The organism is Deltaproteobacteria bacterium, assembly GCA_016223005.1.
Taxonomy (GTDB): Bacteria; Desulfobacterota; GWC2-55-46; order UBA9637; family GWC2-42-11; genus JACRPW01.
In genome coordinates, this window is record JACRPW010000092.1 from 1 (window position 1) to 21,889 (window position 21,889).

The 21,889-nt window shown below is 40.4% G+C and carries 24 protein-coding genes; 10 read left to right on the top strand and 14 right to left on the bottom strand.

The window, feature by feature from the left end:
* The 6 genes from HZC45_09145 to HZC45_09170 all read left to right on the top strand — a co-directional run.
* A partial coding sequence (locus tag HZC45_09145; GenBank protein ID MBI5683304.1) for a heterodisulfide reductase subunit F occupies positions 1–277 on the top strand: 277 nt, incomplete at its 5' end.
* A gap of 98 nt (positions 278–375) precedes the next feature.
* Positions 376–1,167 (top strand): 4Fe-4S dicluster domain-containing protein, encoded by a 792-nt coding sequence (locus tag HZC45_09150; GenBank protein MBI5683305.1) that lies wholly within the window; start codon positions 376–378, stop codon positions 1,165–1,167.
* A 117-nt stretch (positions 1,168–1,284) separates the two neighbouring features.
* Complete coding sequence (locus HZC45_09155) at positions 1,285–1,575, top strand: nucleotidyltransferase family protein (protein ID MBI5683306.1); 291 nt, start codon at positions 1,285–1,287, stop codon at positions 1,573–1,575.
* Positions 1,572–1,928: a DUF86 domain-containing protein gene (locus tag HZC45_09160; GenBank protein ID MBI5683307.1), complete on the top strand. Its 357-nt coding sequence runs from the start codon at positions 1,572–1,574 to the stop codon at positions 1,926–1,928. The genes HZC45_09155 and HZC45_09160 overlap by 4 nt, the downstream gene beginning before the upstream one ends.
* Positions 1,925–3,592, top strand: coding sequence for an FAD-binding protein (locus HZC45_09165; protein ID MBI5683308.1), 1,668 nt, complete (start codon positions 1,925–1,927; stop codon positions 3,590–3,592). Before HZC45_09160 ends, HZC45_09165 begins: the two co-directional genes overlap by 4 nt.
* A gap of 4 nt (positions 3,593–3,596) precedes the next feature.
* Positions 3,597–3,905 carry a nucleotidyltransferase domain-containing protein gene (locus HZC45_09170; GenBank protein ID MBI5683309.1) on the top strand — a complete coding sequence of 103 codons (309 nt, stop codon included), beginning with the start codon at positions 3,597–3,599 and terminating at the stop codon, positions 3,903–3,905.
* Positions 3,906–4,117: 212 nt separating this feature from the next.
* Here HZC45_09170 and queA read toward each other — a convergent pair whose 3' ends face one another.
* Entirely contained in the window at positions 4,118–5,227 is a 1,110-nt protein-coding gene (gene queA, locus HZC45_09175) for a tRNA preQ1(34) S-adenosylmethionine ribosyltransferase-isomerase QueA (GenBank protein ID MBI5683310.1), read from the bottom strand.
* 26 nt (positions 5,228–5,253) lie between these two features.
* The gene (locus HZC45_09180; GenBank protein MBI5683311.1) at positions 5,254–6,351 is read right to left on the bottom strand and encodes a SpoIID/LytB domain-containing protein; all 1,098 of its coding nucleotides are present in this window, start codon (positions 6,349–6,351) and stop codon (positions 5,254–5,256) included.
* Between the two features lie 457 nt (positions 6,352–6,808).
* Between HZC45_09180 and msrB the strand changes: the two genes are divergently transcribed.
* Positions 6,809–7,915, top strand: coding sequence for a peptide-methionine (R)-S-oxide reductase MsrB (msrB, locus tag HZC45_09185; GenBank protein ID MBI5683312.1), 1,107 nt, complete (start codon positions 6,809–6,811; stop codon positions 7,913–7,915).
* Positions 7,916–7,924: 9 nt separating this feature from the next.
* Here the strand turns inward: msrB and HZC45_09190 are convergent, their stop codons facing one another.
* The 7 genes from HZC45_09190 to HZC45_09220 all read right to left on the bottom strand — a co-directional run bounded on the left by HZC45_09190 (position 7,925) and on the right by HZC45_09220 (position 16,186).
* A complete protein-coding gene (locus HZC45_09190; GenBank protein MBI5683313.1) occupies positions 7,925–8,890 on the bottom strand; it encodes a hypothetical protein in 966 nt (321 codons plus the stop codon).
* Positions 8,891–8,939: 49 nt separating this feature from the next.
* The gene (nrfD, locus tag HZC45_09195; GenBank protein ID MBI5683314.1) at positions 8,940–10,205 is read right to left on the bottom strand and encodes a polysulfide reductase NrfD; all 1,266 of its coding nucleotides are present in this window, start codon (positions 10,203–10,205) and stop codon (positions 8,940–8,942) included.
* A 12-nt stretch (positions 10,206–10,217) separates the two neighbouring features.
* Complete coding sequence (locus HZC45_09200) at positions 10,218–11,276, bottom strand: 4Fe-4S dicluster domain-containing protein (protein ID MBI5683315.1); 1,059 nt, start codon at positions 11,274–11,276, stop codon at positions 10,218–10,220.
* A gap of 36 nt (positions 11,277–11,312) precedes the next feature.
* Positions 11,313–11,600 (bottom strand): hypothetical protein, encoded by a 288-nt coding sequence (locus tag HZC45_09205; protein ID MBI5683316.1) that lies wholly within the window; start codon positions 11,598–11,600, stop codon positions 11,313–11,315.
* Between the two features lie 282 nt (positions 11,601–11,882).
* Positions 11,883–13,655 (bottom strand): long-chain fatty acid--CoA ligase, encoded by a 1,773-nt coding sequence (locus tag HZC45_09210; protein ID MBI5683317.1) that lies wholly within the window; start codon positions 13,653–13,655, stop codon positions 11,883–11,885.
* A gap of 10 nt (positions 13,656–13,665) precedes the next feature.
* The gene (locus HZC45_09215) at positions 13,666–15,096 is read right to left on the bottom strand and encodes a sigma-54-dependent Fis family transcriptional regulator (GenBank protein MBI5683318.1); all 1,431 of its coding nucleotides are present in this window, start codon (positions 15,094–15,096) and stop codon (positions 13,666–13,668) included.
* A complete protein-coding gene (locus HZC45_09220; GenBank protein MBI5683319.1) occupies positions 15,089–16,186 on the bottom strand; it encodes a PAS domain-containing protein in 1,098 nt (365 codons plus the stop codon). The genes HZC45_09215 and HZC45_09220 overlap by 8 nt, the downstream gene beginning before the upstream one ends.
* A 101-nt stretch (positions 16,187–16,287) precedes the next feature.
* On the opposite strand from HZC45_09220, the gene HZC45_09225 reads away from it, so the two are divergent.
* The gene (locus tag HZC45_09225) at positions 16,288–17,010 is read left to right on the top strand and encodes a ComF family protein (GenBank protein ID MBI5683320.1); all 723 of its coding nucleotides are present in this window, start codon (positions 16,288–16,290) and stop codon (positions 17,008–17,010) included.
* 29 nt (positions 17,011–17,039) lie between these two features.
* Here HZC45_09225 and HZC45_09230 read toward each other — a convergent pair whose 3' ends face one another.
* The 5 genes from HZC45_09230 to trxA form a co-directional block, all read right to left on the bottom strand.
* Positions 17,040–17,516: an N-acetyltransferase gene (locus HZC45_09230; GenBank protein MBI5683321.1), complete on the bottom strand. Its 477-nt coding sequence runs from the start codon at positions 17,514–17,516 to the stop codon at positions 17,040–17,042.
* Between the two features lie 76 nt (positions 17,517–17,592).
* Positions 17,593–17,985: a DUF3568 family protein gene (locus HZC45_09235; GenBank protein ID MBI5683322.1), complete on the bottom strand. Its 393-nt coding sequence runs from the start codon at positions 17,983–17,985 to the stop codon at positions 17,593–17,595.
* On the bottom strand, positions 17,969–18,148 hold the full coding sequence (locus HZC45_09240) for a hypothetical protein (protein ID MBI5683323.1): 180 nt from the start codon (positions 18,146–18,148) through the stop codon (positions 17,969–17,971). Before HZC45_09240 ends, HZC45_09235 begins: the two co-directional genes overlap by 17 nt.
* Before the next feature lie 173 nt (positions 18,149–18,321).
* The gene (locus tag HZC45_09245) at positions 18,322–19,491 is read right to left on the bottom strand and encodes a phosphopentomutase (protein ID MBI5683324.1); all 1,170 of its coding nucleotides are present in this window, start codon (positions 19,489–19,491) and stop codon (positions 18,322–18,324) included.
* A gap of 96 nt (positions 19,492–19,587) precedes the next feature.
* Positions 19,588–19,917: a thioredoxin TrxA gene (gene trxA, locus HZC45_09250; protein ID MBI5683325.1), complete on the bottom strand. Its 330-nt coding sequence runs from the start codon at positions 19,915–19,917 to the stop codon at positions 19,588–19,590.
* 108 nt (positions 19,918–20,025) lie between these two features.
* Between trxA and HZC45_09255 the strand changes: the two genes are divergently transcribed.
* Together HZC45_09255 and prfB are read left to right on the top strand one after the other, a co-directional pair.
* A complete protein-coding gene (locus HZC45_09255) occupies positions 20,026–20,667 on the top strand; it encodes a nicotinate-nucleotide adenylyltransferase (protein MBI5683326.1) in 642 nt (213 codons plus the stop codon).
* A 190-nt stretch (positions 20,668–20,857) separates the two neighbouring features.
* Positions 20,858–21,889 (top strand): peptide chain release factor 2 gene (gene prfB, locus HZC45_09260; protein MBI5683327.1). Its coding sequence is split into 2 segments (ribosomal slippage), with 1,031 coding nucleotides annotated over them: positions 20,858–20,926 and positions 20,928–21,889; the frame shifts between segments, so codons are not numbered across the junction. This gene is flagged as partial in the annotation.

Consider the following 21,889-nt stretch of genomic DNA (forward strand, 5'->3'; position numbering starts at 1 on the left):
CAAGGTCTGTTTTGTGCCGACCGTGCTTGAGCAAGCGGCGCCTTCTCCGAATAATGCAGTTGCAGTAACATGCGGACCGCCGATTATGATAAAATTTGTATTACAGGCATTGAACAAACTCGGCTTCTCCGATGAGCAGGTTTACACGACACTTGAAAATAAGATGAAGTGCGGCGTGGGAAAATGCGGAAGGTGTAATGTGGGCGATATTTACATCTGCAAGGAAGGGCCGGTTTATACGGCGGAGGAAGTGAAAAAAATGTATAACGATTTCTAAAAGGCAGGCGATAGGTTATGGGCAATGGGTTATGGGTAAAAATAAAACCCATAGCCTATAGCCCCGTGCCTATAGCCAGTATTTAAAAGGAGTCCATCATGGCTGAAGGTAAAAAGAAGAAGATAAAACCACTTGCAACAGGCGATAAGACAATCCCGCCGGAAGGCGCAAAGATGATACCAATTTATATAATGGGAAGGGAATACATGGTTCCCGAGACTTTGACCATTATGAAGGCGATAGAGTATGCTGGTTATCAGTATATGCGCGGATGCGGGTGCAGAGGCGGGATATGCGGGGCATGCGGGACATTCTACAGGTTTCTTGGTGATTACAAATTAAGAACTGGTCTTGCATGCCAGACAGTTGCCCAGCCAAATATGGTTATTGTGCAACTACCGTTCTTTCCTGCAAATAGACCTGTTTATGACCTTGAGAGTTTAGAGAATGCGCCGCATGAAGAATTGAGGAGATTGTATCCCGAAGTTTTTAAATGTGTTGGCTGTGGCACATGCACAAGGACATGTCCGATGGATATTGATGTTATGGATTATGTTGCCCTGATGAAGCGGGGCGATTTGAAGGGCGCTGCAATAAAGAGTTTTGACTGCGTTATGTGCGGACTGTGCGCATCCCGCTGCCCTGCGCAGATTTCACAGTTTACAGCAGCAATGTTTGTGAGAAGGGTTTACGGCAAATACATGCTTCCAAAGGCAGAGCATCTTAAAAAACGGGTTGAAGAGGTAAAGAGCAAAAAGTATATCAAGATGCTTGATGAACTTACAAAGAAAAGCGCTGATGAATTAAAGAAACTATATACAGAAAGGGAAAGAGAGCCAGATTTGGCAGAGCCGGGCAAGTGGATGCCGAAAGAGACAAAATACTTGTGAATTATTAACTGTGAACGGTGAACTGAATCAAAACAGTTTACATTTTACAGTTTACGGAGGTTTATTATGAACGGTTATACACCTGATCAGTTCATGAAGTTTTTGGGGTAGAGAACTATGAAATTTGATGAGATTAAAAAAACACTTGCTCTGCATAAAGACAAATTCCGAAAAAATTTTAAGGTAAAAGAAATCGGGATATTTGGCTCATATGTAAAAGGCGAGGAAAAGAAAACCAGCGATATTGATATATTGGTTGATTTTGCTGAGCCGGTGGGGTTTTTTAAGTTTCTTGAACTAGAAGAGTATATTGAAGATTTACTTCATGCAAAGGTTGACCTTGTATCAAAAAAGGCGCTTAAACCCAGAATAGGCAGGTATATACTGGAAGAAGTTGTGTATATATGAAAAATAGAGATTTCGGAGATTATTTGCAAGATATTTTAACCTCTGCTATGGAGGTTAAAGAGTTTACAACCGGAATGAATTATGATGGATTCATTAAAGATAAGAAGACCATAAATGCTGTTATAAGAAGCCTGGAGGTTTTGGGCGAGGCGGCAAAAAGGATACCATACGAAGTGAGACGGAAATATCCTGATGTTCCATGGAAAAGGATGGCAGGAATGAGAGATAAACTTATACATGAATATTTTGGAGTAGATTTGGAAAAGGTGTGGCTGGTTGTAAAAGAAGAATTGCCTCCAATTGAACCGATTATTCAACAAATTCTAAAAGAGACAGATAGGAGAAACCTATGAGCGGTTACACACCAGAACTTAAAGAGCTTATAAAAAAGGTTGAGGCAACTAGACCTGCAAGGGTTGAGCGGGCAAGGAAGAATCAGCACTTTACTGCGCTTACAATGGAGCAGCGCAAAGAATGGCTGAATAAATATCATCCTGATTATAAGAGCGACGGCAGGAGGCCTGTAAAGGTTGGTTCAAATAAGGGTGATGTTTTTCCTGAAGAGGTGTGCGTCCTGCTTGAATCAAAAAGCAGAATCAATCCAAAGGCAATTGATTTAACAAAGGTTGATTATGAGACAGATGTTTTGGTAATCGGTGGCGGCGGCGGCGGCACAGCAGCGGCATTGATTGCGCAAGAGCATGGCCGCAAGGTGATTATTGCAACAAAACTCCGTCACGGCGATTCAAATACTGTTATGGCAGAGGGCGGTATTCAGGGCGCTGATCAGGAGTGTGATTCGCCGTATTATCATTATATTGATGTTGTCGGAGGCGGTCATTTCAGCAACCAGCCGGATTTGGTCGCTGCTATGACAAATGATGCGCCGCTTGTAATAGAATGGCTTGAAAACCTTGGCATGATGTTTGACAAGCATCCTGACGGCAGGATGAAGGTTCAGCACGGCGGCGGCACTTGCAGAAAGAGGATGCACTCTGCAGGGGATATGACAGGCGCAGAAATCATGCGTGTTGTGAGGGATGAGGCAAGGAACCGCGCAGATGATATAAAGGTCTTGGAATTTTCCCCTGCTGTTGAAATTCTGCTTGATACAGATGGCAGATGCAGCGGCGCTATCTTATATAACCTTGAGACAAAGGAATATTATATTGTTAAGGCAAAGGCTGTGATTATGGCAACAGGCGGTTTTGGAAGGCTTCATATTCAGGGCTTTCCAACATCAAATCATTACGGCGCAACAGCAGACGGCATTGTCATGGCATACAGGGCAGGGGTTAAGATGAAGGATTTGGATTCAACCCAGTATCATCCGACAGGGGTTATTTATCCTGAACAGAATGTCGGACTTTTGATTACAGAAAAGGTGAGGGGGCTTGGCTCGCAGTTAATCAACATTGACGGCGAGGAATTCTGCTTTCCATTGGAGCCGAGGGATATTGAGTCATCCTGCATTATCAGAGAGTGCATTGAAAAGGGCAAAGGCATTATGACCCCAGTCGGCAGAGTCGGCACATGGCTTGATTCGCCGATGATTGACATACTCCGCGGGGAAGGAACTGTAAACAAGGAACTGCCTGCAAAATTTATCCAATTCAAGAGATACGGCATTGATATAAGCAAAGAGCCTATGCTGGTTTATCCGACCCTGCATTATCAGAACGGCGGACTTCAGATAAATGACAATGGAGAGACATCGGTCTCAGGGCTTTATGCAGCAGGCGAGGTTACAGGCGGCGTTCATGGCAGGAACAGACTTATGGGCAATTCGCTTCTAGACATACTTGTCTTTGGCAGAAGGACAGGGAATAAGGCAGCAGAGTATGTAAAAACAGGGGCAAGGGGCAAGGGGCAAGGGGCAAAAAAACTAACTTTGGAGCATGTTGAGAAATTCGAGAAAGAATTAAAGACCGCGCATATAAAGGAACCGATTGTTGGGCCAATGATTTTGCCTGATTATACGCCTGACCATGTGAAGGCGAGAAGATGGGGAAGTTGAGGAGATGGCTGCTGGAAAAGATAAAAGACTGATTGACCGTGAAATAAAAGAATATATAGATGTTCTGATATCAAGAAATATTCACGTTCTCGGCGCATATCTTTTCGGTTCTTATGTCAAAGGCATGGCCGACGAGTGGAGCGATATTGACCTTGCGATACTGACTGGCCGGTTTATTGGAGACAGCATCGATTTTAGATTTATGCTTGCAGAGATAGCAATGAATATTGATCCTGACATCGAACCACACCCCTATCTTGCATCAGAGTTCAACGAGTCAAACCCGATTGCAGTGGAAATAATGAGAACCTGAGAAAAGGTGTTTTGAATTTTTTTGAGAATCAGGAATGTTTGGTATAGAGTCTTAAAGGGATTATGTTAAAGAGATTGTTGCAAGAAGGTAAAAAATAAGTTGTGCGTAAATCCCCTTTCCCCCTTTTTTCTTTTTTACTGTCCCCCTTATTTTGTTTTGGCTCAAATCTTGTGTTTGTCCCGAAAAATAAAAACCAAATGCATTTTTCGGGCTTACAAAATCATCATCGCATCACCGTAACTGAAAAATCTGTAATTATCTTCTATCGCTAGTTTATAAGACTTCATTATAAAGTCCCTGCCTGCAAATGCACAAACTAACATAAAAAGTGTTGACTTTGGCAGATGAAAATTTGTAACCATCGCATCCATAACCTTGAACTTAAAACCTGGATATATAAATAAATCCGTATAGCCTTTTAAATTTGGGCTTTCCCATCCGGTTCTTACGCATGATTCAAGGGTTCTTGTTGCGGTTGTGCCTACTGCAATAATTCTTCTGTTTTCCTTATGTGCATTTTTTATTGCCTCAAAAACATTTGGAGAAATCTCATAATATTCCGCCATCATCCTGTGTTTTGTTATATCTTGAACCTTTACAGGTTTAAATGTGCCCCAGCCTGTGTGCAGTGTTATATACAGAACTTCAACACCAATAGATTTTATCTTTGTAAGCAATTCATCTGTAAAATGCAGTCCTGCAGTAGGCGCGGCAACTGCACCGTCCTTTTTTGCAAAGACAGTTTGGTATCTTTCTATATCCATCTCTCTGACTTCTGACCCCCGATTGAAGCCTTCGAGGGCAGGCTTCTGACTTCTGACTCTCTTTATATACGGTGGGAGAGGCATTATGCCTATCTTGTTTATTACCTCTTTTATATCCCCTTTTGCAAAGAATTCAACAAGCCAACTTCCATCTTCATTTTTTGCAATAATCCTTGCCTTTAAACTATCTTCAAATTCAATTATATTTTCCTGTCTTATGCCTTTTGAATTGCCTATCAGACATTTCCATATTTGGATATTTTTTTTTGACAGGCAAGATGCCTGTCCTATTGATGAGGACTGCTGCTCTAATAAGAAAACCTCCACCTCTCCGCTTGTAGATTTTTTTCCATAAAGCCTTGCAGGTATAACACGGGTATTGTTTAAGACAAGCACATCGCCGCATTTAAGATAATCTGTAATTTCAAAAAATCTTTTATGCCCTATTTTGCCAGTATCACGGTGCGCTATCATCAACCTTGATTCATCCCGTTTTTCTTGAGGAAACTGTGCAATAAGTTCTTTAGGAAGGTTGTAGTCAAATTCTTTTATATCAATCATCCATTAGCCTTCAGCCATCAGCATTAGTATATCTTTTCAATCTCCACACCCTTATAATAATGCCTTAAAATGTCTTTGTAAGTATAACCCTTTTCAGCCATGCCTTTTGCACCCCATTGTGAAAGACCAACGCCATGTCCTGAACCTTTGCCTGAAAAATCAAATAATCTAACCTTGCCATCTTCAGCAACAGGTTTTATTTCAAACCGTGTGCTTTTCAGTTTATCATAACCTAGAACCCTTCTTAAATCTTCACCAGCAATCTCCAGTTTCCCATTTTTGTGGATTATCCTGATTTTCTTTATCCTGCTGGTTGGTGTTTTTTCTACAGGTAATAGTGCCTCAACTTCACCTACCTTATATCCTGCATTGTTTAATGCTGTAGAAATATCATTTGGTGTATTAGAAAGATTCCACTCAAAATTTGGGGCGAGTTCATCATAAGGGCTTTCAACTGTCTTAAGATATGGATACTCTCGTGCCCAGACATTCTGGGACGCCTCTGTCCAACCACCTGCATTTGAGTGATAAACAGCAAGGGCTAGGTCACCGTTGTATTTTAAAACCATACCTGTTGTTTCCATCACAGCCTCAAAGGCAGATTCATCTTCTGTAATGCGCCCTGAATAGACCTGACCAAGCACTGTGCCTTCCAGATGATAAGGTGCATTAGTTTTCTTTGTCTTCTGATAGAGTGCATATGTCCTTGCTATAACTGCCTGTGCCTTTACAGCCTCAATGTGCCACTTTGACGATATTTCATGATTTATAAGTCCGACAAGATACATTTCAATATCAACATCATTTATTACCATAAGTCCTTTCTCACCATGAGTTACTTCTAATTTACCCCTGAACGGACGGTTATTAAGGTATAATATCTTGTTTCTGGAAGATATTCTGATGGGCAGGGCATTAACATAAATGCCGTTAAGCATGACCCTTCCTGTTTCTTCTGTTGTAATTTTCATTATACCATTGTCAGGTACATCCACTTTTTCAGATGGTGTTTCTATGTCACCCACATTTTCTACAATCACTGCTTTTAAATCTTTGAGAACCATTATCTTTATATTTTCAGAGCTTATTGCCCTGCTTGGTATAGTTTTTGTGCAGGACATAACAACCAGAATGAATAAAAAAAGTATAATTTTAAATAGGTTGAGTTTCATATGAGTAAATATTAAGGCTCATCGTGTAACTGGGTGGGTAAAAAAGAACCATAAAGCGGTCATAACATAGCATAGAATAAGAGAAACAAGAAGTTTTAAAGAGTAACCCCCAGATAATTCTCCTCAAGAACTCTAAACCCCGTCTTTCCATATCCCCAAGAAATTCCTCATTTGCTCAACACCCCTTATTGCTTTTTTCCTTAGTTTAGTGTTTAATTTCATCAGTGGCTCTTTTCTTTATAGAATTTTTGGTTACTGTGGATTATTCCACAGAAGGGCCACCTTTTCAGTCTCAAGGGATCTAAGTATCTTTTTATTATGCAGAAAACCAATCATAGGAGGAATTATAAGACCTCATTTTGTAGAAATCAAAGATTCAGAGACCCATAAAAGTATCATTGTAGATATGAAAAAATTACTTCTAACATCTATCTTGCTATTTTTCCTTTCAGCAGGCTGTTCAAACGCCGAGATGCCGTCAAGGAGTATGCCTATGACTAGCGAAGACAAAAAAGTTGAAACTGCCACATTTGCAGGGGGCTGTTTCTGGTGCATGGAGCCTCCGTTTGAAAAACTGGATGGCGTTGTTGAGGTTACATCAGGATATACAGGCGGCAACAAACAAAATCCCACATATGAAGAGGTCTCTTCCGGCGCAACAGGACATTATGAGGCAATACAAATTACATACGACACTGAAAAGGTAAGTTATGAAAAACTTTTGGATGTGTTCTGGAGAAATATTGACCCAACTGATGCCGGCGGCTCATTTGTTGACAGGGGTCAGCAGTATGCGTCTGCCATCTTTTATCATAATGATGAACAAAAACGGACAGCAGAAATGTCAAAGCAAAAACTTGCCAAATCCGGGAAATACGATAAACCAATTGCCACAAAGATATTAAAGTTTGAGGCATTTTATAAGGCAGAGGACTATCATCAGGACTATTATAAAAAGAACCCGATAAGATACAAATTTTACAGGAGAGGGTCAGGAAGGGATGAGTATATTAGAAAGGTGTGGGGGATTGAGGAAAAACCTGCGCCTGCGGAATTGAAACAGGAGAAAGAAGGCTTTAAAAAGCCGTCTAAAGATGAACTTAAGAAAAAACTCACACCCCTGCAATATAAGGTTACGCAGGAAGAAGGCACAGAAAGACCATTTAACAATGAATACTGGGACAATAAAAGAGAAGGGATTTATGTTGACATAGTTTCAGGCGAGGCGCTTTTTAGTTCTATTGATAAATTTGATTCAGGCACAGGCTGGCCAAGTTTTACAAAACCCCTTGAACCGAATCATATTGTTGAAAAAGAAGACAGGGGTTTATTTATGAAAAGGACAGAGGTCAGGAGCAAAAACGCTGATTCACATCTTGGGCATGTTTTTAATGACGGTCCACATCCAACAGGTTTAAGATACTGCATGAACTCTGCAGCCTTAAGATTTATTCCAAAAGAGGACTTGGAAAAGGAAGGGTATGGGAAGTATGGGACACTATTTAAGAAATAATCCTATTCCTTAATGTTGTGCTGCTGGTGATTCCTTTGTTGTGTGAGCCCCTGCTGCTGCAGTATGACTACTGCCGTGGCCGCGCTGTTCATGGTTGGCATTCTTCATACCCTTTGGCAGTACAGGCGCAGGTTCTGGTTTAATCGGCTGAAATCTGTTTACTTGAACAGTATGCGGGTTGTGGCATTCTGTGCAAACCCACCATCTTTTTTTACCGCCTTTTACCCACGAACCAATCCTCTTACCGTGGATGCCCATCCTCCAATCAACATAAACCTCACCATGGCATTTGCCGCAGAGTTTCTGAGGCTGGTTAAATGATATTTCATTTCCCTTATGGTCTATCAAAGCATTTGCCTTTCCGCTTGCATGATTATGGCAGTCAAGACACCAGAATGCAGCCCTTCCGTGCATTAACTGTAGCGAATTTGCAACTACATCCTGATGGGCATTAAGTAGTCTTGGGTTTTTATCTTTCGGGAACGGCACAACCTTGCCATCATGACAAAGTGCACAGTTTTTATTAGGATCAAGGTTAAAATACATGAGTTTGGCATCCCTTGGTTTTGTAACCGCCTCTTCTTTTGCATAATCGCCTTTTGTATAATCATCATCTGCTAATGCAGGCATATCACCCATTGCTGCTGTGCCATCATAAGGGTCACCCCACCAGAGGACCCCGCCTGTAGTCTTAGAGCATTTTACATTAGGATAACCAAATTGGGATACAGCATTTTCAACCCTTATTACAGATGTATAACTTTTCCCATCTACAGGCATCCTGCTCTCAAAACAGTCTGTAACAGGCTGTTCACCTTGTGCAGTTTTGGGTTGTTCTGCCTGCTGTGAAGGTGCGGCTTGTTCCGCTGCTTTCTGCTGTCCTGTCTGTTCCTGTGAATAAACTATCTTATGGACCAGCAATCCGCCTGTCAGCAAAACAATCAAAATAAATATTGAAAATTTAATATTCTTCATCTTCAAACCTCTCTTAAAGTCTATAGTCTGATGTCTATAATCTATCTTTTTAATGTTCTGCGACTTCTTTTCCAATAGCGCTTGGATGCCTTACCTCGCCGAGCATAACACCAACAGCGCCCTTGGACAATATCGTAAATATAATAAGCCCTATTGCCCAGTTGCCAATGGTTATAAATATCTCTATCCATGTAGGTGAGTATTCTGAAAACTCGCCTATTGGAGAAGGCACCATACCCGGTATCACAAGCGCCATGCCCTTTTCAATCCAGATGCCTATGAATAGAAGTGTGCATATTACAGGCAGAATGGTATAATTTTTTCTTATACGGGGTATCAAAAGGAGTATGAACGACACTGTCATAATTGTCAGGGATGTCCACATCCACGGCACCAGTTTTGATAAACCGAACATCCCGAATAAGACATATTTTATTTGGAATGAATGCTCTGTTGATGGATAGAGTTCAGTAACAATCTCTGACATGATAAGGAAGAGTGCAATCCCCAGACACCACACAGTTACCTGTGATATAAAGTTGATAGCCTTATCTGGTATTTCAAGTTTTGTAAGATTTCTATAGACCAGAAGCGCAACAATTATAATGGCTGAACCGCCTGCAAATGCCGTTGATATAAACTTTATAGGCATAATAGAGTGGAACCACATTGGTCTCGGAGGCATTGTATTAATTAAAAAAGCAGTTACTGTATGGATGCTGAGCGCCCAGACAATAGATATATATACAAGCGGCATATAAAAATACTCATTCATAGGCTCGGCTGTGTATTTTTTATACATATTATAAAAACCGCAGATGATATTTAGCGCAAGATAGACATTAAGAACAAGAACATCCCATGTAAGCATGGAATGGGGGAAATTGAATATACCTATTACAGGTATGATGTGCCAGAGTCTGTCAGGCCTTCCCATATGGTAAATAATAAATATTATGACCATTGTTACTGCAGTTATGGCAAGCATCTCGCCGATAAGCACTACATTTCTAAGTCCCTGTATAGATGATTCTTGTTGGTCGTTCGGTTCAGGATGATATGCATAATACGGAAAGACTACCGTAACAGCAGCAGCAGCCACACCAACAAGGAATATAAAATTACCTTCATACATTGCCCACGAGATTTGGTCAGTAAAGCCTGCCACTATCATGCCTTTATTTATAAGTTGTTCGTAACTTCCGTATGCCCACGGTATTACAAGGAGTCCTAGTATCCCCAGCCATGTGTAATACCTTGAGTCGCCTTTTAAGGCATAACAGAAAAAATCCCTTGCGAACTCTATGATTTTCATTACAACACCCCTTTAATCTATAAAGTAAAAGAACTTTGGATATGTATTAAGTTCAGCCTTTAACCTAAAGACCTTTTTCTTTTCTAAAATCTTCCTGACCTCGCTTTCAGGATCAAGAAGGTTGCCGAACTTCCTTGCGCCAACAGGGCATACCTCAACACATGCAGTATATCTGCCCTTTCTTGACCTCTGTATGCAGAATGTGCATTTTTCTACAACACCGCGCATACGCGGTCTGTTACCGAGATAATGGGTCTGCGGGTTCATCTCATCCTTTGGAAGGTTAGGGGCACCCCAGTTGAATCTCCTTGCCCAGTAAGGACATGCGGCCATACACATCCTGCACCCTATACACCAGTTATAATCTATAACTACTATACCGTCAGGGTCCCTGTATGTGGTTCTCACAGGACAGACCTTAACACATGGCGGTTTTTCGCACTGCATGCACTGCATCGGGAAATAAAATGCCTCCTTTTCAGGCACAAGTTCAGGCTGATAATAGTGCTGTCCCTCTAGTGTAACACCTGCCGGGCCATAGGCATTGCCTCCAACCTGAATCCCATAATCTTTACCCTTATAGGCAGTATCGCCTTCTCCCTTTGGATAACCCTTATCCATATTTTCAGGAAGAAAGTTGCCCTTTTCCATCCTTATAACCCTTATCCACTGGATTTCTGTATTATAACGGGACTGGTTGTTTTCCTTTACGCAGGCATGAACACACCTTCTGCATCCTATACACTTCTGTATATTCAAGGCATAACCAAACAAGACATCCTTCATTGCAGGGGAGCCGTCAACTGCCACCTTTTTGCCGTATTCTTCAGAATATCTTGTCTCCAGTCGGGCAATAGCCTCTTTTTTCTCCTCATCTGTCATTAGCCTCCAGTTCTTCTGAAACCACTCTGCCCATGTTGCCTTTGCCTCAGCATCATCCGAACCTGTTAGAAGGGCTGCTGCACCAAGGAGTGTGCCCGTGCCCATCTCCTTTAAAAAATTGCGGCGGGAACTTTCTTCTGTTTTATCTACAGCCGCATTACCTTCTGTATTTCTTCTCTCTTCTGACATTACACAACCCCCTGATTTTGGTAAGTCAAATAATATTTATGCCTGTTCCTTATAATAATCGATTACAAACATATCTGCCAACTCCCTTTTTTCATCATCGGTCATAAGCACAAACTTCATATTTTTCATCGCCATATCCTGACGGAATTCGTCCTTTATATATGCCTCTCTCTGTGCCTTTTCTGATTCCGTTGATACTACCTTTTTGGCTATACTTGCTGTGGATATTACTGCAATGCCGCCTATCACTGCCTTCTTAACAAAGAGCCGTCTTGATAAGTTAATTCCCTGACTACTTTGACCTTCTTTTTTTTCTTCAGTCACGATTGGGCCTCCATGATTTTCATCAATAATAGAGATTTTTTACTTTTGACAGGGTTATTCAGATTTGATGGTCTATTTTTATTAGAGCATTTAGATTAGCCCTATATCAAACATATTTTGGGTTGTCAAGAACAAAATATGAACAAAATATGACAAAATATGACAGAACAAAATATGTCCCCAAAAATCAATGTCTATTTTTGGGATGACAGCAAAATATGACTAAAAAACTTTTCGAAAAAATTAGATCTGCCAGCGTCTCGTTCAATTCATTCGGAATACCTAATGCATTTCTTTGTCTTCATAAAGCCCTTCCAAAACCTTTTTATACCTTTCTTCAACAACTCTCCTCTTAACCTTGAGGGTTGGGGTGAGTTCGCCGTTTTCAGATGAAAGCGGTGGGATAAGGTTGAATTTTCTTATCTGCTCAAATCTTGACAAGTCCTTTGACAATCCTCTTATCCTCTTTTCATAGAATTTATGGACATAGGCATCCGATAAAATCTTCTCATCTTCATTATAGATATTCCCCTGACTTTGCAGGTATATTTTCAGTTTTTCCATATCAGGGACTATCAAGGCAGCGATATACGGTTTTTTATCACCGAATACAACCGCTTCTTTAATAAACTCATCTGTCCTCAAAATCCCCTCTATCTTCTGAGGGGCAATGTTTTTGCCAAGGTCATTTACTATGATATCTTTTTTTCTGTCTGTAATTTTTATAAAACCGTATTTATCAATCTCTCCAATATCCCCTGTATGAAACCATCCGTCTCGTATAACAAGGCTTGTTTCCTCCGGCATGTTCAAATACCCTTTCATGATATTGGGACCCTTTATGAGTATCTCGCCGTCATCTGCAATTTTGACTTCAATATATGGGATTGGCTTACCTACGGTGCCCAACTTAATCTCTTTAGCAGTATTTACAGACACAACAGGTGATGTCTCTGTTAAACCATAGCCTTCAAATATTGGAATGCCGATAGTCCAGAAAAATTCAGCAACATCTTTAGAAAGCGGCGCCCCGCCTGATATGAAATATCTAATTGTTGGACATAGCGCATCTCTAATCTTTTTAAAAATAAGTTTACCTATCATAGTTTCCACAAACTTTGCTTTTTGCACTTTGCTTTTTGCACTTTTTTCATACGCCCATTTAAATACTATTTTCTTTATCCACGAACCTTTTTCAATAGTCTCTATCACCTTGTTTTTTATCCTTGCAAAGAAGAACGGCACACCTATCATAATAGTTGGATTAAAGACCTTCATGTCTGCTGCAACGTTTGTAAGACCCTTTGAATATGCAATCTTTGCCTCTTGATGTAAAACAGCCAGATGAACAAGATGCTCAAAACTATGGCTCAAAGGCAGAAACGAAAGGTATGTATCATCTTCTTTTATATCAATCTTTTCAAGAGCAGATTTTATATTTGAGACAATATTTTTATGCGTAAGACATACCCCTTTCGTCCTTCCTGTTGTGCCTGATGTATATATGATAACAGCAGTATCGTCTTCCTTTATACCCATTTTTTTATTCTTCAGAAGTTCGGTCTCCTTAAACTCCTTCCCAAGTTTAATGACCTTTGAAAAAGAGATGGCACCTTTTATTTCTGAGTCTATATCAAATATTATTATGTTTTTAAGGTCTGGCAGAAGCCCTTTAATGGAAATGATTTTTTTAAGAAGATGCTCGTTTGAAACAATGACAGCCTTTGCAGAGCAGTCTTTCAATATAAACTCAATCTCCTTTGCTGTAAGGGTGGTGTATACGGGGACTAATGATGCATTTATAGATAATACTGCCAGTTCTGATATTATCCACTCGGGTCTATTTTCAGAGATTATGACAATATTTTCGTATGTGCCGATGCCAAGGGATATGAGTCCAAGAGAGAGGTCTTGGACAACGGTCAAAAGTTCCTGCCAAGAAACTGACTTGATTGCAGGTGTCTGACCATGACTGTCTGTATCATAACTCAACAGAACTGCGGCACCCTTATCCTTTGCAGCCCTATCAAGCAAGATATGAGGAATGGTTTCCATTGAGGATTTTTTACTTATCCAAAGCCCTAATTGTTATCTTTAACTCTTTTATCATCTTGCGTAAGGTGTTTCTGTTTATTCCCAGCATGTATGCTGCCTTTATCTGATTGCCGTTTGTTTTTTTCAGGACAAGTTTTATAAGAGGCCTCTGCATAAACGGCATAAACATATCATATAGTTCACGGGCGCTTCTGCCCTCAAGTTTTCCTATAATCTCTTCAAGTCTGTCATAGATTATTGCCTCCAGCGGTTCTTTCTGTGCGCCCTTTTTCTTCGGTATTGAAAGGTCTTTTGCAGATAAAACAGGACTTGGTGAAAGAATTATTGCCTTATGCAGTATATTTTCAAATTCCCTTACATTTCCCTGCCAGTTATATTGGATGAGTGCATCAATTGCGTCCTTTGATAAGGATTTTAAATTCATGTTCATTTCTTCATGGAATCTCTGTAAAAGATATTCTGCCAAAATGGGTATATCCTCTTTCCTCTCTTTTAAAGACGGTACATTTATTGGAACAACATTCAGACGGTAAAACAAATCCTCTCTGAACCTCTTTTCTTCAACAAGTTTTTCAATGTTTTGGTTCGTTGCCGCGATGAGCCGCACATTAACACTTATAGGTTTTTTACCGCCTACCCTGTAAAACTCCTTTTCCTGAATTGCGCGGAGCAACTTACTCTGTACATCAAGAGACATATCCCCGATTTCATCAAGAAACAATGTCCCACTGTCTGCAAGTTCAAATTTGCCGTGTCTCTCTTCCACTGCGCCAGTGAATGCCCCCTTTTCATGACCGAATAATTCGCTCTCCATGAGTTCTTTTGGTATAGCAGCAGAGTTTATGGCAATAAACGGACCCTCTGTCCTTAAACTGTTTGCATGGATTGCCTTTGCGATGAGTTCCTTGCCTGTTCCGCTTTCCCCTTGTATAAGGACTGTCGCGTCAGTAGGGCTGACCTTTCCTATGGTCTTGAATATTTCCTGCATTGCCTTGCTTTTACCAATGATGGTCGTTTCCTTTGCCAGTTTCTGCTTGAGTTTTCCCTTTAGTGAAAAGACCTCATCCTTAAGTCTCTTATTTTCTATTGCCCTTTCAACAATTACGGCTAATTCGTCTAAATCAAACGGCTTTGTTATATAATCAAATGCCCCCCCTTTCATCGCCTCAACCGCATTTTTCATTGTGCCTTGGGCAGTCATGATTATAACCGGTAGGTTCTTGTCTCTATCAAGTTCAGACAATATATCAAGCCCGCTTTTTTCAGGCATGGATATATCAATAATTGCTGTATCAAAATCGTTTTTATCTATAAGTTCAAATGCCTTCCTGCCGTCTCTTGCTGTTGTCAAATCCATGCCCTTTTCCTTTAAAAACCTTTCTATTACCCAGAGTATGGACTCATCATCATCAACAACAAGGAGTTTTGCCTTCTTATTCATTACCTGCCTCCTCTTCCTTTGCAATTGGCAGAAGCACGGAAACGACTGTGCCTTTAGCATGTATGCTCTCTATCTTAAAAAATCCGCCGTGCTCCTTTATTATCTTTAATGATATAGCAAGCCCAAGACCGCTCCCCCTTTTTTTTGTTGTAAAAAACGGCGTAAATATCTTTTCAAGATTTTCCTCTGGGATGCCAAAACCTGTGTCTCTAATCTCTATTTCTGCAATATTTCCGCCCGCATATCCTTTTTCAACAAGATGAAAGTCTGTAACAATCCTTGTTAAAATCTTTACCTCTCCGCTGTCTTTTATCGCCTCTATGGAATTTTTTATAATATTCAAAAATACCTGTGTTAATTGCTCATTATCACCTAATATTGAAGGAATGCTCGGGTCGTATTCCTTTATAATGTTTATCCCCTTTTCAAGAGCGGTATAATTTTGAATAGAGATGACGTTATCAAGTATTTTATGGATGTTTCTTGGCGCAATATTTAAATTTCTTGGATTTGAAAAATCCAAAATATCTTCAAGCAGTTTATTAAGCCTGTCAGATTCCCTGATTATCAAGTCAGTGTATTCTGTGTGTTCTTTTTCCTTCAACCTTCTTGAAAGGAGCTGCGCTGCGCCCCTTATGCCCCCAAGCGGGTTCTTAACCTCATGCGCAAGGTTTGCTGCAAATGCGCCTATGAATGCAAGACGCTCTGTCCTTGCCGTATCTTGTTCAATGGGCTTGATGTGGGATATGTCTTTTATTGTTATAACAGCGCCGCTTATGTTTCCCTTTGCGTCCAGCATCGGCGCGGTTGTAACAGAAACAGCCCTTGTACTGCCGAATCTTTGAAATACACTACCTTCATATTCTGAAAAGACCTTGTTTTCCTTTATGGTCTTATCAATAATATCGTAAAGCCATCTGTCTTTCTGAAATATCTCTGTAAGCGGTTTATTTAAGGCAATGGAACTGGATACCCCGGTGAGCCTTTCAGCTGCCTGATTAAAGACAGTAATCTGCAGGGAGTTGTCAACCCCGAGCAGACCCTCTCCAAGGCTTTCTATTATGTTTTCGTGGATATTGTATCTTTCCATGTTATGCCTAAATATTAGGCATAATAACATATGGCGGGACAAAGGCAATAATAAATATTTTTGCCGTCACCCGACCTATTTTCTGCTATAATCTTTTGCAAATGTTCGGCTCAATCCTCAATTCCCTGTTGGATATTATAGCCCCGCATGTCTGTCATATATGCGGCAGGAGAGCAGACAGTTATCTGTGCAAGGACTGCGTGCAAGGCATAAATCTTATAAATGACGGCTTCTGCACAATTTGCGGAATCCCGTTTATTTCAAAGGCGTCAAGTTTACATGTATGCGGCAGGTGCATAAAGAAGAAGCCAAAGTTTACTATGGCGAGGAGTATTGGCATATACGAAGATGTGTTAATGGATGCGGTCCACAAACTAAAATATAACGGAAAGACATCCCTTGCAAAACCCCTTGGTCTGCTCATGGCAGAAAAACTCTCTTCAGCCTTCAGCCTGGAACCAAAAGCCTTTCTCATCGTCCCTGTGCCGCTCCATAAAAAAAGACTCAAAGAGCGGGGCTTTAATCAATCCCTTTTATTGGCAAGGGAGGTTGCAAAGACACACCACATCCATCTGGATTATCTAAACTTCAAGAGAATCAGATACACAGAACCGCAGATAAACCTCAAGGATAAAGACAGGCTTAAAAATGTCAAAGGTGCATTCAGTGTTAAGGATGCCTTGATATTCAAAGGCAAAAAGATTCTTCTGATAGATGATGTCTATACAACAGGCGCAACTGTTACAGAATGTGTAAAGGTCTTGAAAAAGGCAGGGGCAAAGACTGTCCATGTCTTCACGCTTGCAAGGGTTTGCAGGGTATAATAAAAAGTAGGTGGTTGCTGATAAGGTATTTATGCCTTGAGTTTTCTCATCTGCTGCCCAAGTTCAATCATTACCGCTGTTTCATCACAATTCGGAAACTTAAAACATTTTACACATTCCCCCCATATCTTGTGGGGCAGTGTTATCTTATCAATTGATGTAAATCCAATTTTTTCAAAGAATACAGGCTTATATGTCAGGGCAAAGACCTTTTTTATTCCAAGTGCCATTGCTTCATCGAGACATACATTTACAAGTGCAGAGCCTATGCCCTTGCCTGCAGCATCCTCTTTTACTGTAAGAGACCTTATCTCAGCCATGTCCTCCCAGATGATGTGCAGGGCGCACGAACCTAAAATATTACCATTCTCTTCATACACATAAAAATCCCTCAGGTTGTCATACATATCTATCAGTGCCCTGTGGAGCATCTCACCCTTATTTGCAAATGCCTCTATGAGTTTATGAATCTCTTTTATATCGTTAATCTGTGCCTTTCGTATCATTGGTTTAATGCCTCTATTATGAGTGGTTTTTTTTCAGGATTATCCTTGCAGAAGGAAAATGGCTTTTAGAAATATTCTAACGGACTTTGGACTCCAGTATCTTCTCAGTTCCCTCTATTATTGCATAGGCAGTTGCCTTATCCTTTATCACTGTCAATTTTTGGGCATCCACACTTATCTTTGTAGTCTTTGGTGTAATCTCTTCAATGTTAATATAAATCTTTAAATCCGATGCCCTTGCAATTATCTGAACACCATTTTCTATATTCTTTTTCTCAAGCTCTCTTATTGCCATATCTTTTAATGTAGTGCGGGCTGCAGATTCTACCTTGTTAATCGGATATCCTACAGTTTTATAGGCAACATTTGTTATAGTATATGCAACCGCACCGCCTGCACCTGCTATTAAAAGGGATGCACAGCCAGAGGAAAAAAGAAGTATAATTATAAGATTAAATATCGCCTTCATTATTTGTTCCTCCTGTTGTAAGAAGTTTTTTTAAAAGATTTTTAGAACCCTTACGATTATATCTTGTCTTGTCTTTTTCTACAGCAGTCGGTTTTGCCACAGGTTTTCTAATCTTTTTAAAAATATCCTTTGTTTTTATGACAATCTTTTTATCCTTTTTCAAGACAGTTCCTTTAACCTAAATTGAGCAATTTGAAATGGCATTCGCTCGCAGATACATACGCATCTGCTTCGTTGGCTTCACCGATTTGATGCTCAACATAGCGCTGCTATGCTTCCGCTCAAATCGGCTTGCCGCCTCGCATCTACGCATGTCTCGGCAAGCTTGGTGCTCATTTAATCGCTCAATTTAGGTTTTAAAAAACTCTTTCCATTTTTTATCTTTCCAAGTCCAAAGACCTCTGCAACGGTCTGCCCTATATCTGCAAAGGTCTTTCTTGTCCCCAGATTTATACCTCCCATTAACCTTTTGCCATACACGAGAAGCGGCACATATTCCCGTGAATGGTCAGTTGATGGTGTTGTCGGGTCGCAGCCGTGGTCTGCTGTAATTATAAGCATATCACTGTCTTTAAGCAATCCAATTATTTCAGGTAGTACAGCATCAAATTCCATAAGTGCCTTTGCATAGCCTTCTGCATCATTTCTATGCCCGTAAAGCATATCAAAATCCACAAGGTTTGTGAAGATAAGTCCGTTTTGTATTTTCCTCATGACACCCAGTGTTTTATGGATGCCGTCCATATTGTCCTTTGTATGTATCTCTTCAGTCAGTCCCCTGTGTCCGTATATATCGCCAATCTTACCAATGCCGATAACATGAAGACCGTCTGCCTTTAGTTTATCAAGGATGGTTTCCTCTATCGGTGCAATTGAAAAGTCTTTTCTCCGTTCGGTTCTTTTGAATGAGCATAGTGTGCCGACAAATGGTCTTGCAATGACCCTGCAGATATTGTAATCATCAGCAATCCTTCTTGTTATTTCACAAATCTCATAGAGTCTCGGAACAGGGATTATGTCCTCATGTGCTGCAATCTGAAACACACTGTCTTGAGATGTATATACAATCGGTTTTTTAGTCTTTAAGTGTTCTTTGCCAAGTTTTTCTATAATCTCTGTGCCTGATGCAGGGATATTGCCGAGATAATCCAAGCCTGTTTCCGCCTCAAATCTTTTCATTATCTCTTCAGGAAAGCCGTTCGGAAATGTTGGAAATGGTTTGTCAAGGATAATCCCTGCAATCTCCCAGTGTCCCGCTGCAGTGTCCTTTGCCTTTGATGCCTCTAGCATTCGGGCATAAGATGCAAGAGGTGACGAGACCTTTTTGAATCCTGTAATGCCGTCTATATTACCAATGCCTAGTTTTTCAAGATTGGGTATATTAAACCCATCAACAGTCTTTTTGATATTTCCCAGTGTATTACTGCCTTTATCACCGTATTCATCCGCATCAGGCAGTTCGCCAATACCAAGGCTGTCAGGGATAATGATAATGATTCTGGTTATCTCAGGTTTTAATCTATACAAATAGTTCACCTTCAAAAAAAATAGGCAGACAATAATGTCCGCCTATAGATGATTTAATATCTTTAATTAAGGGGATTACAGCACCTTGTCTATCAAAGATTTTATCTGGGTCTTAGGCACAGCACCCACTACCTGATCAACAACCTGCCCGTTTTTAAAGAGTATAAGTGTTGGAATACCCCTAACACCGTATTTGCCCGGTGTGGCAGGGTTATCATCAACATTCATTTTCGCGACCTTTATCTTGCCTGCATAAGTTTCAGCCATCTCTTCTACGATAGGGGCAATTGCCCTGCACGGCGCACACCATGTTGCCCAGAAATCTACAAGGGCAGGCATATCTGATTTTAATATTTCTGCCTCAAAATTACTGTCGCTTACATTCAAGACCTTTTCTGACATTATCTTCTCCTTTCAGAATTTGGATTTTCCTAAATATTAGAATAAGGTCATATTCGTTGTCAATATTAAAACAATATTGCAATTTATGAGGAGTAGTGGCAATATTTATTTATGCACATTGCAATCATGGGCGGCACATTCAATCCAATACACTATGGACACTTGCGTATTGCAGAAGAGGCAAGAGAATACCTTGTTATTGACAGGCTTCTCTTTATCCCTGCATTTTTACCACCTCACAAAGAGGATGGCTCTCTGATTGCCCCTGAAGACAGGCTTGAGATGGTAAAACTTGCAATAAAAAACAACCCGTATTTTGAGGTTTCTGATACAGAAATAAAAAGGGGCGGCAGGTCATATTCTGTAGATACGCTCTTGTCTTTACATAAGGAAATGCCTGATGCAGAAATAAGTTTCATTGTTGGTACAGACTCGTTTAATGATATAACAACATGGTGCGAATATGAAAGGTTATTTGAACTTACCGATTTTATAGTTGTAACAAGGCATGGTTATCCTGTAAAAAAGATTGGAGAGATACTGCCTGAAAAGGTTGCAAGGCAGTTTGGATATAATGCTGAAAAAAACAGATACATCCATGCAGAGGGTAAAACTGTAACATATCTTGCAACAACACTCTTGGATGTCTCTGCATCTGATATAAGAAAAAGGATTAAATGTGGAAGGTCAATAAAGTATCTTCTGCCTTCTGATGTTGAAAGATACATTGAGGGAAAGAGATTATACAGATAAGAAAAGAAGAAAAGGGGGCAGACTTGTTTTTCTTAAAAAATAAATCCCCTTTATTGCCGCTGTATTTTCCGAAGAAAGGGAAAGATTGCTAGTGTAGTGTCTCCAACAGATCTTTACATTTGGAATTTTTGTCATAATAGGGGAAGTGCCCTGCATTTTCTTTCAGCGTGAACCCATCAGGAGGTATTTTATGTTTGAGGATATTCAGGAAAAAATCAGCATCATAAAAAAAAGAATAGAGGATGCCAGAGGTTTTCTTTGACATAGATAAAAAGCAAAAAAGACTTTTGGATATTGAGGTTCTGACCAATGACCCGAATTTATGGGAAAAGGCAGAAGAGGCGCAGAAACTCCTTAAAGAACAGTCTAATATCAAATTTGAGATAGAAGGCATTGAAAAACTAAAAACAGGCATTGAAGAATGCGGGATTATGCTTGAACTGGCAATAGAATCTTCTGATGCCGATACCGCAAATGAGGTTCAAACAAATCTAAAAGTAATAGAAACAACTATCAACCGTCTTGAGATGCAGAGGATGCTCTCTGGAGAGAACGACAGGCTCTCTGCCATTGTATCAATCCATCCGGGGGCGGGAGGCACAGAGGCGCAGGACTGGGCTAATATACTTTTAAGGATGTATCTTCGCTGGGCAGAGGCAAAGGGTTATAAAACAGAGGTTGTTGATTATCAGGCAGGCGAAGAGGCAGGGGTAAAGAGCGTTACATTTACTGTTGAAGGCGAATATGCCTACGGCTATCTCAAGGCAGAGGCAGGGGTTCACCGCCTTGTCAGGATTTCTCCGTTTGATGCAAATAAAAGGCGGCATACATCATTTGCCTCTCTTTTTGTTTATCCGGAGATTGAAGATGATATTGAAATAGATACAAAGGATGTGGATTTAAAGGTTGACACATTCAGGGCAGGCGGCGCAGGCGGGCAGAATGTGAACAAGGTTGAAACAGCAGTGAGGTTTACGCATATCCCGACAGGTATTGTTGTCCAGTGTCAGGCTGAAAGGAGTCAGCATAAAAACAGGGCGACTGCAATGAAACTCCTCCGTTCAAGATTGTATGAATTGAAATTAAAAGAACAGGAAGAGAAGATGCAGGAATTTCACAAAGAAAAAAAGGACATTGCATGGGGGAGTCAGATACGCTCATATGTCCTTCATCCATACCGCCTTGTAAAAGACCACAGGACAAATCTTGAAATCGGCAATGC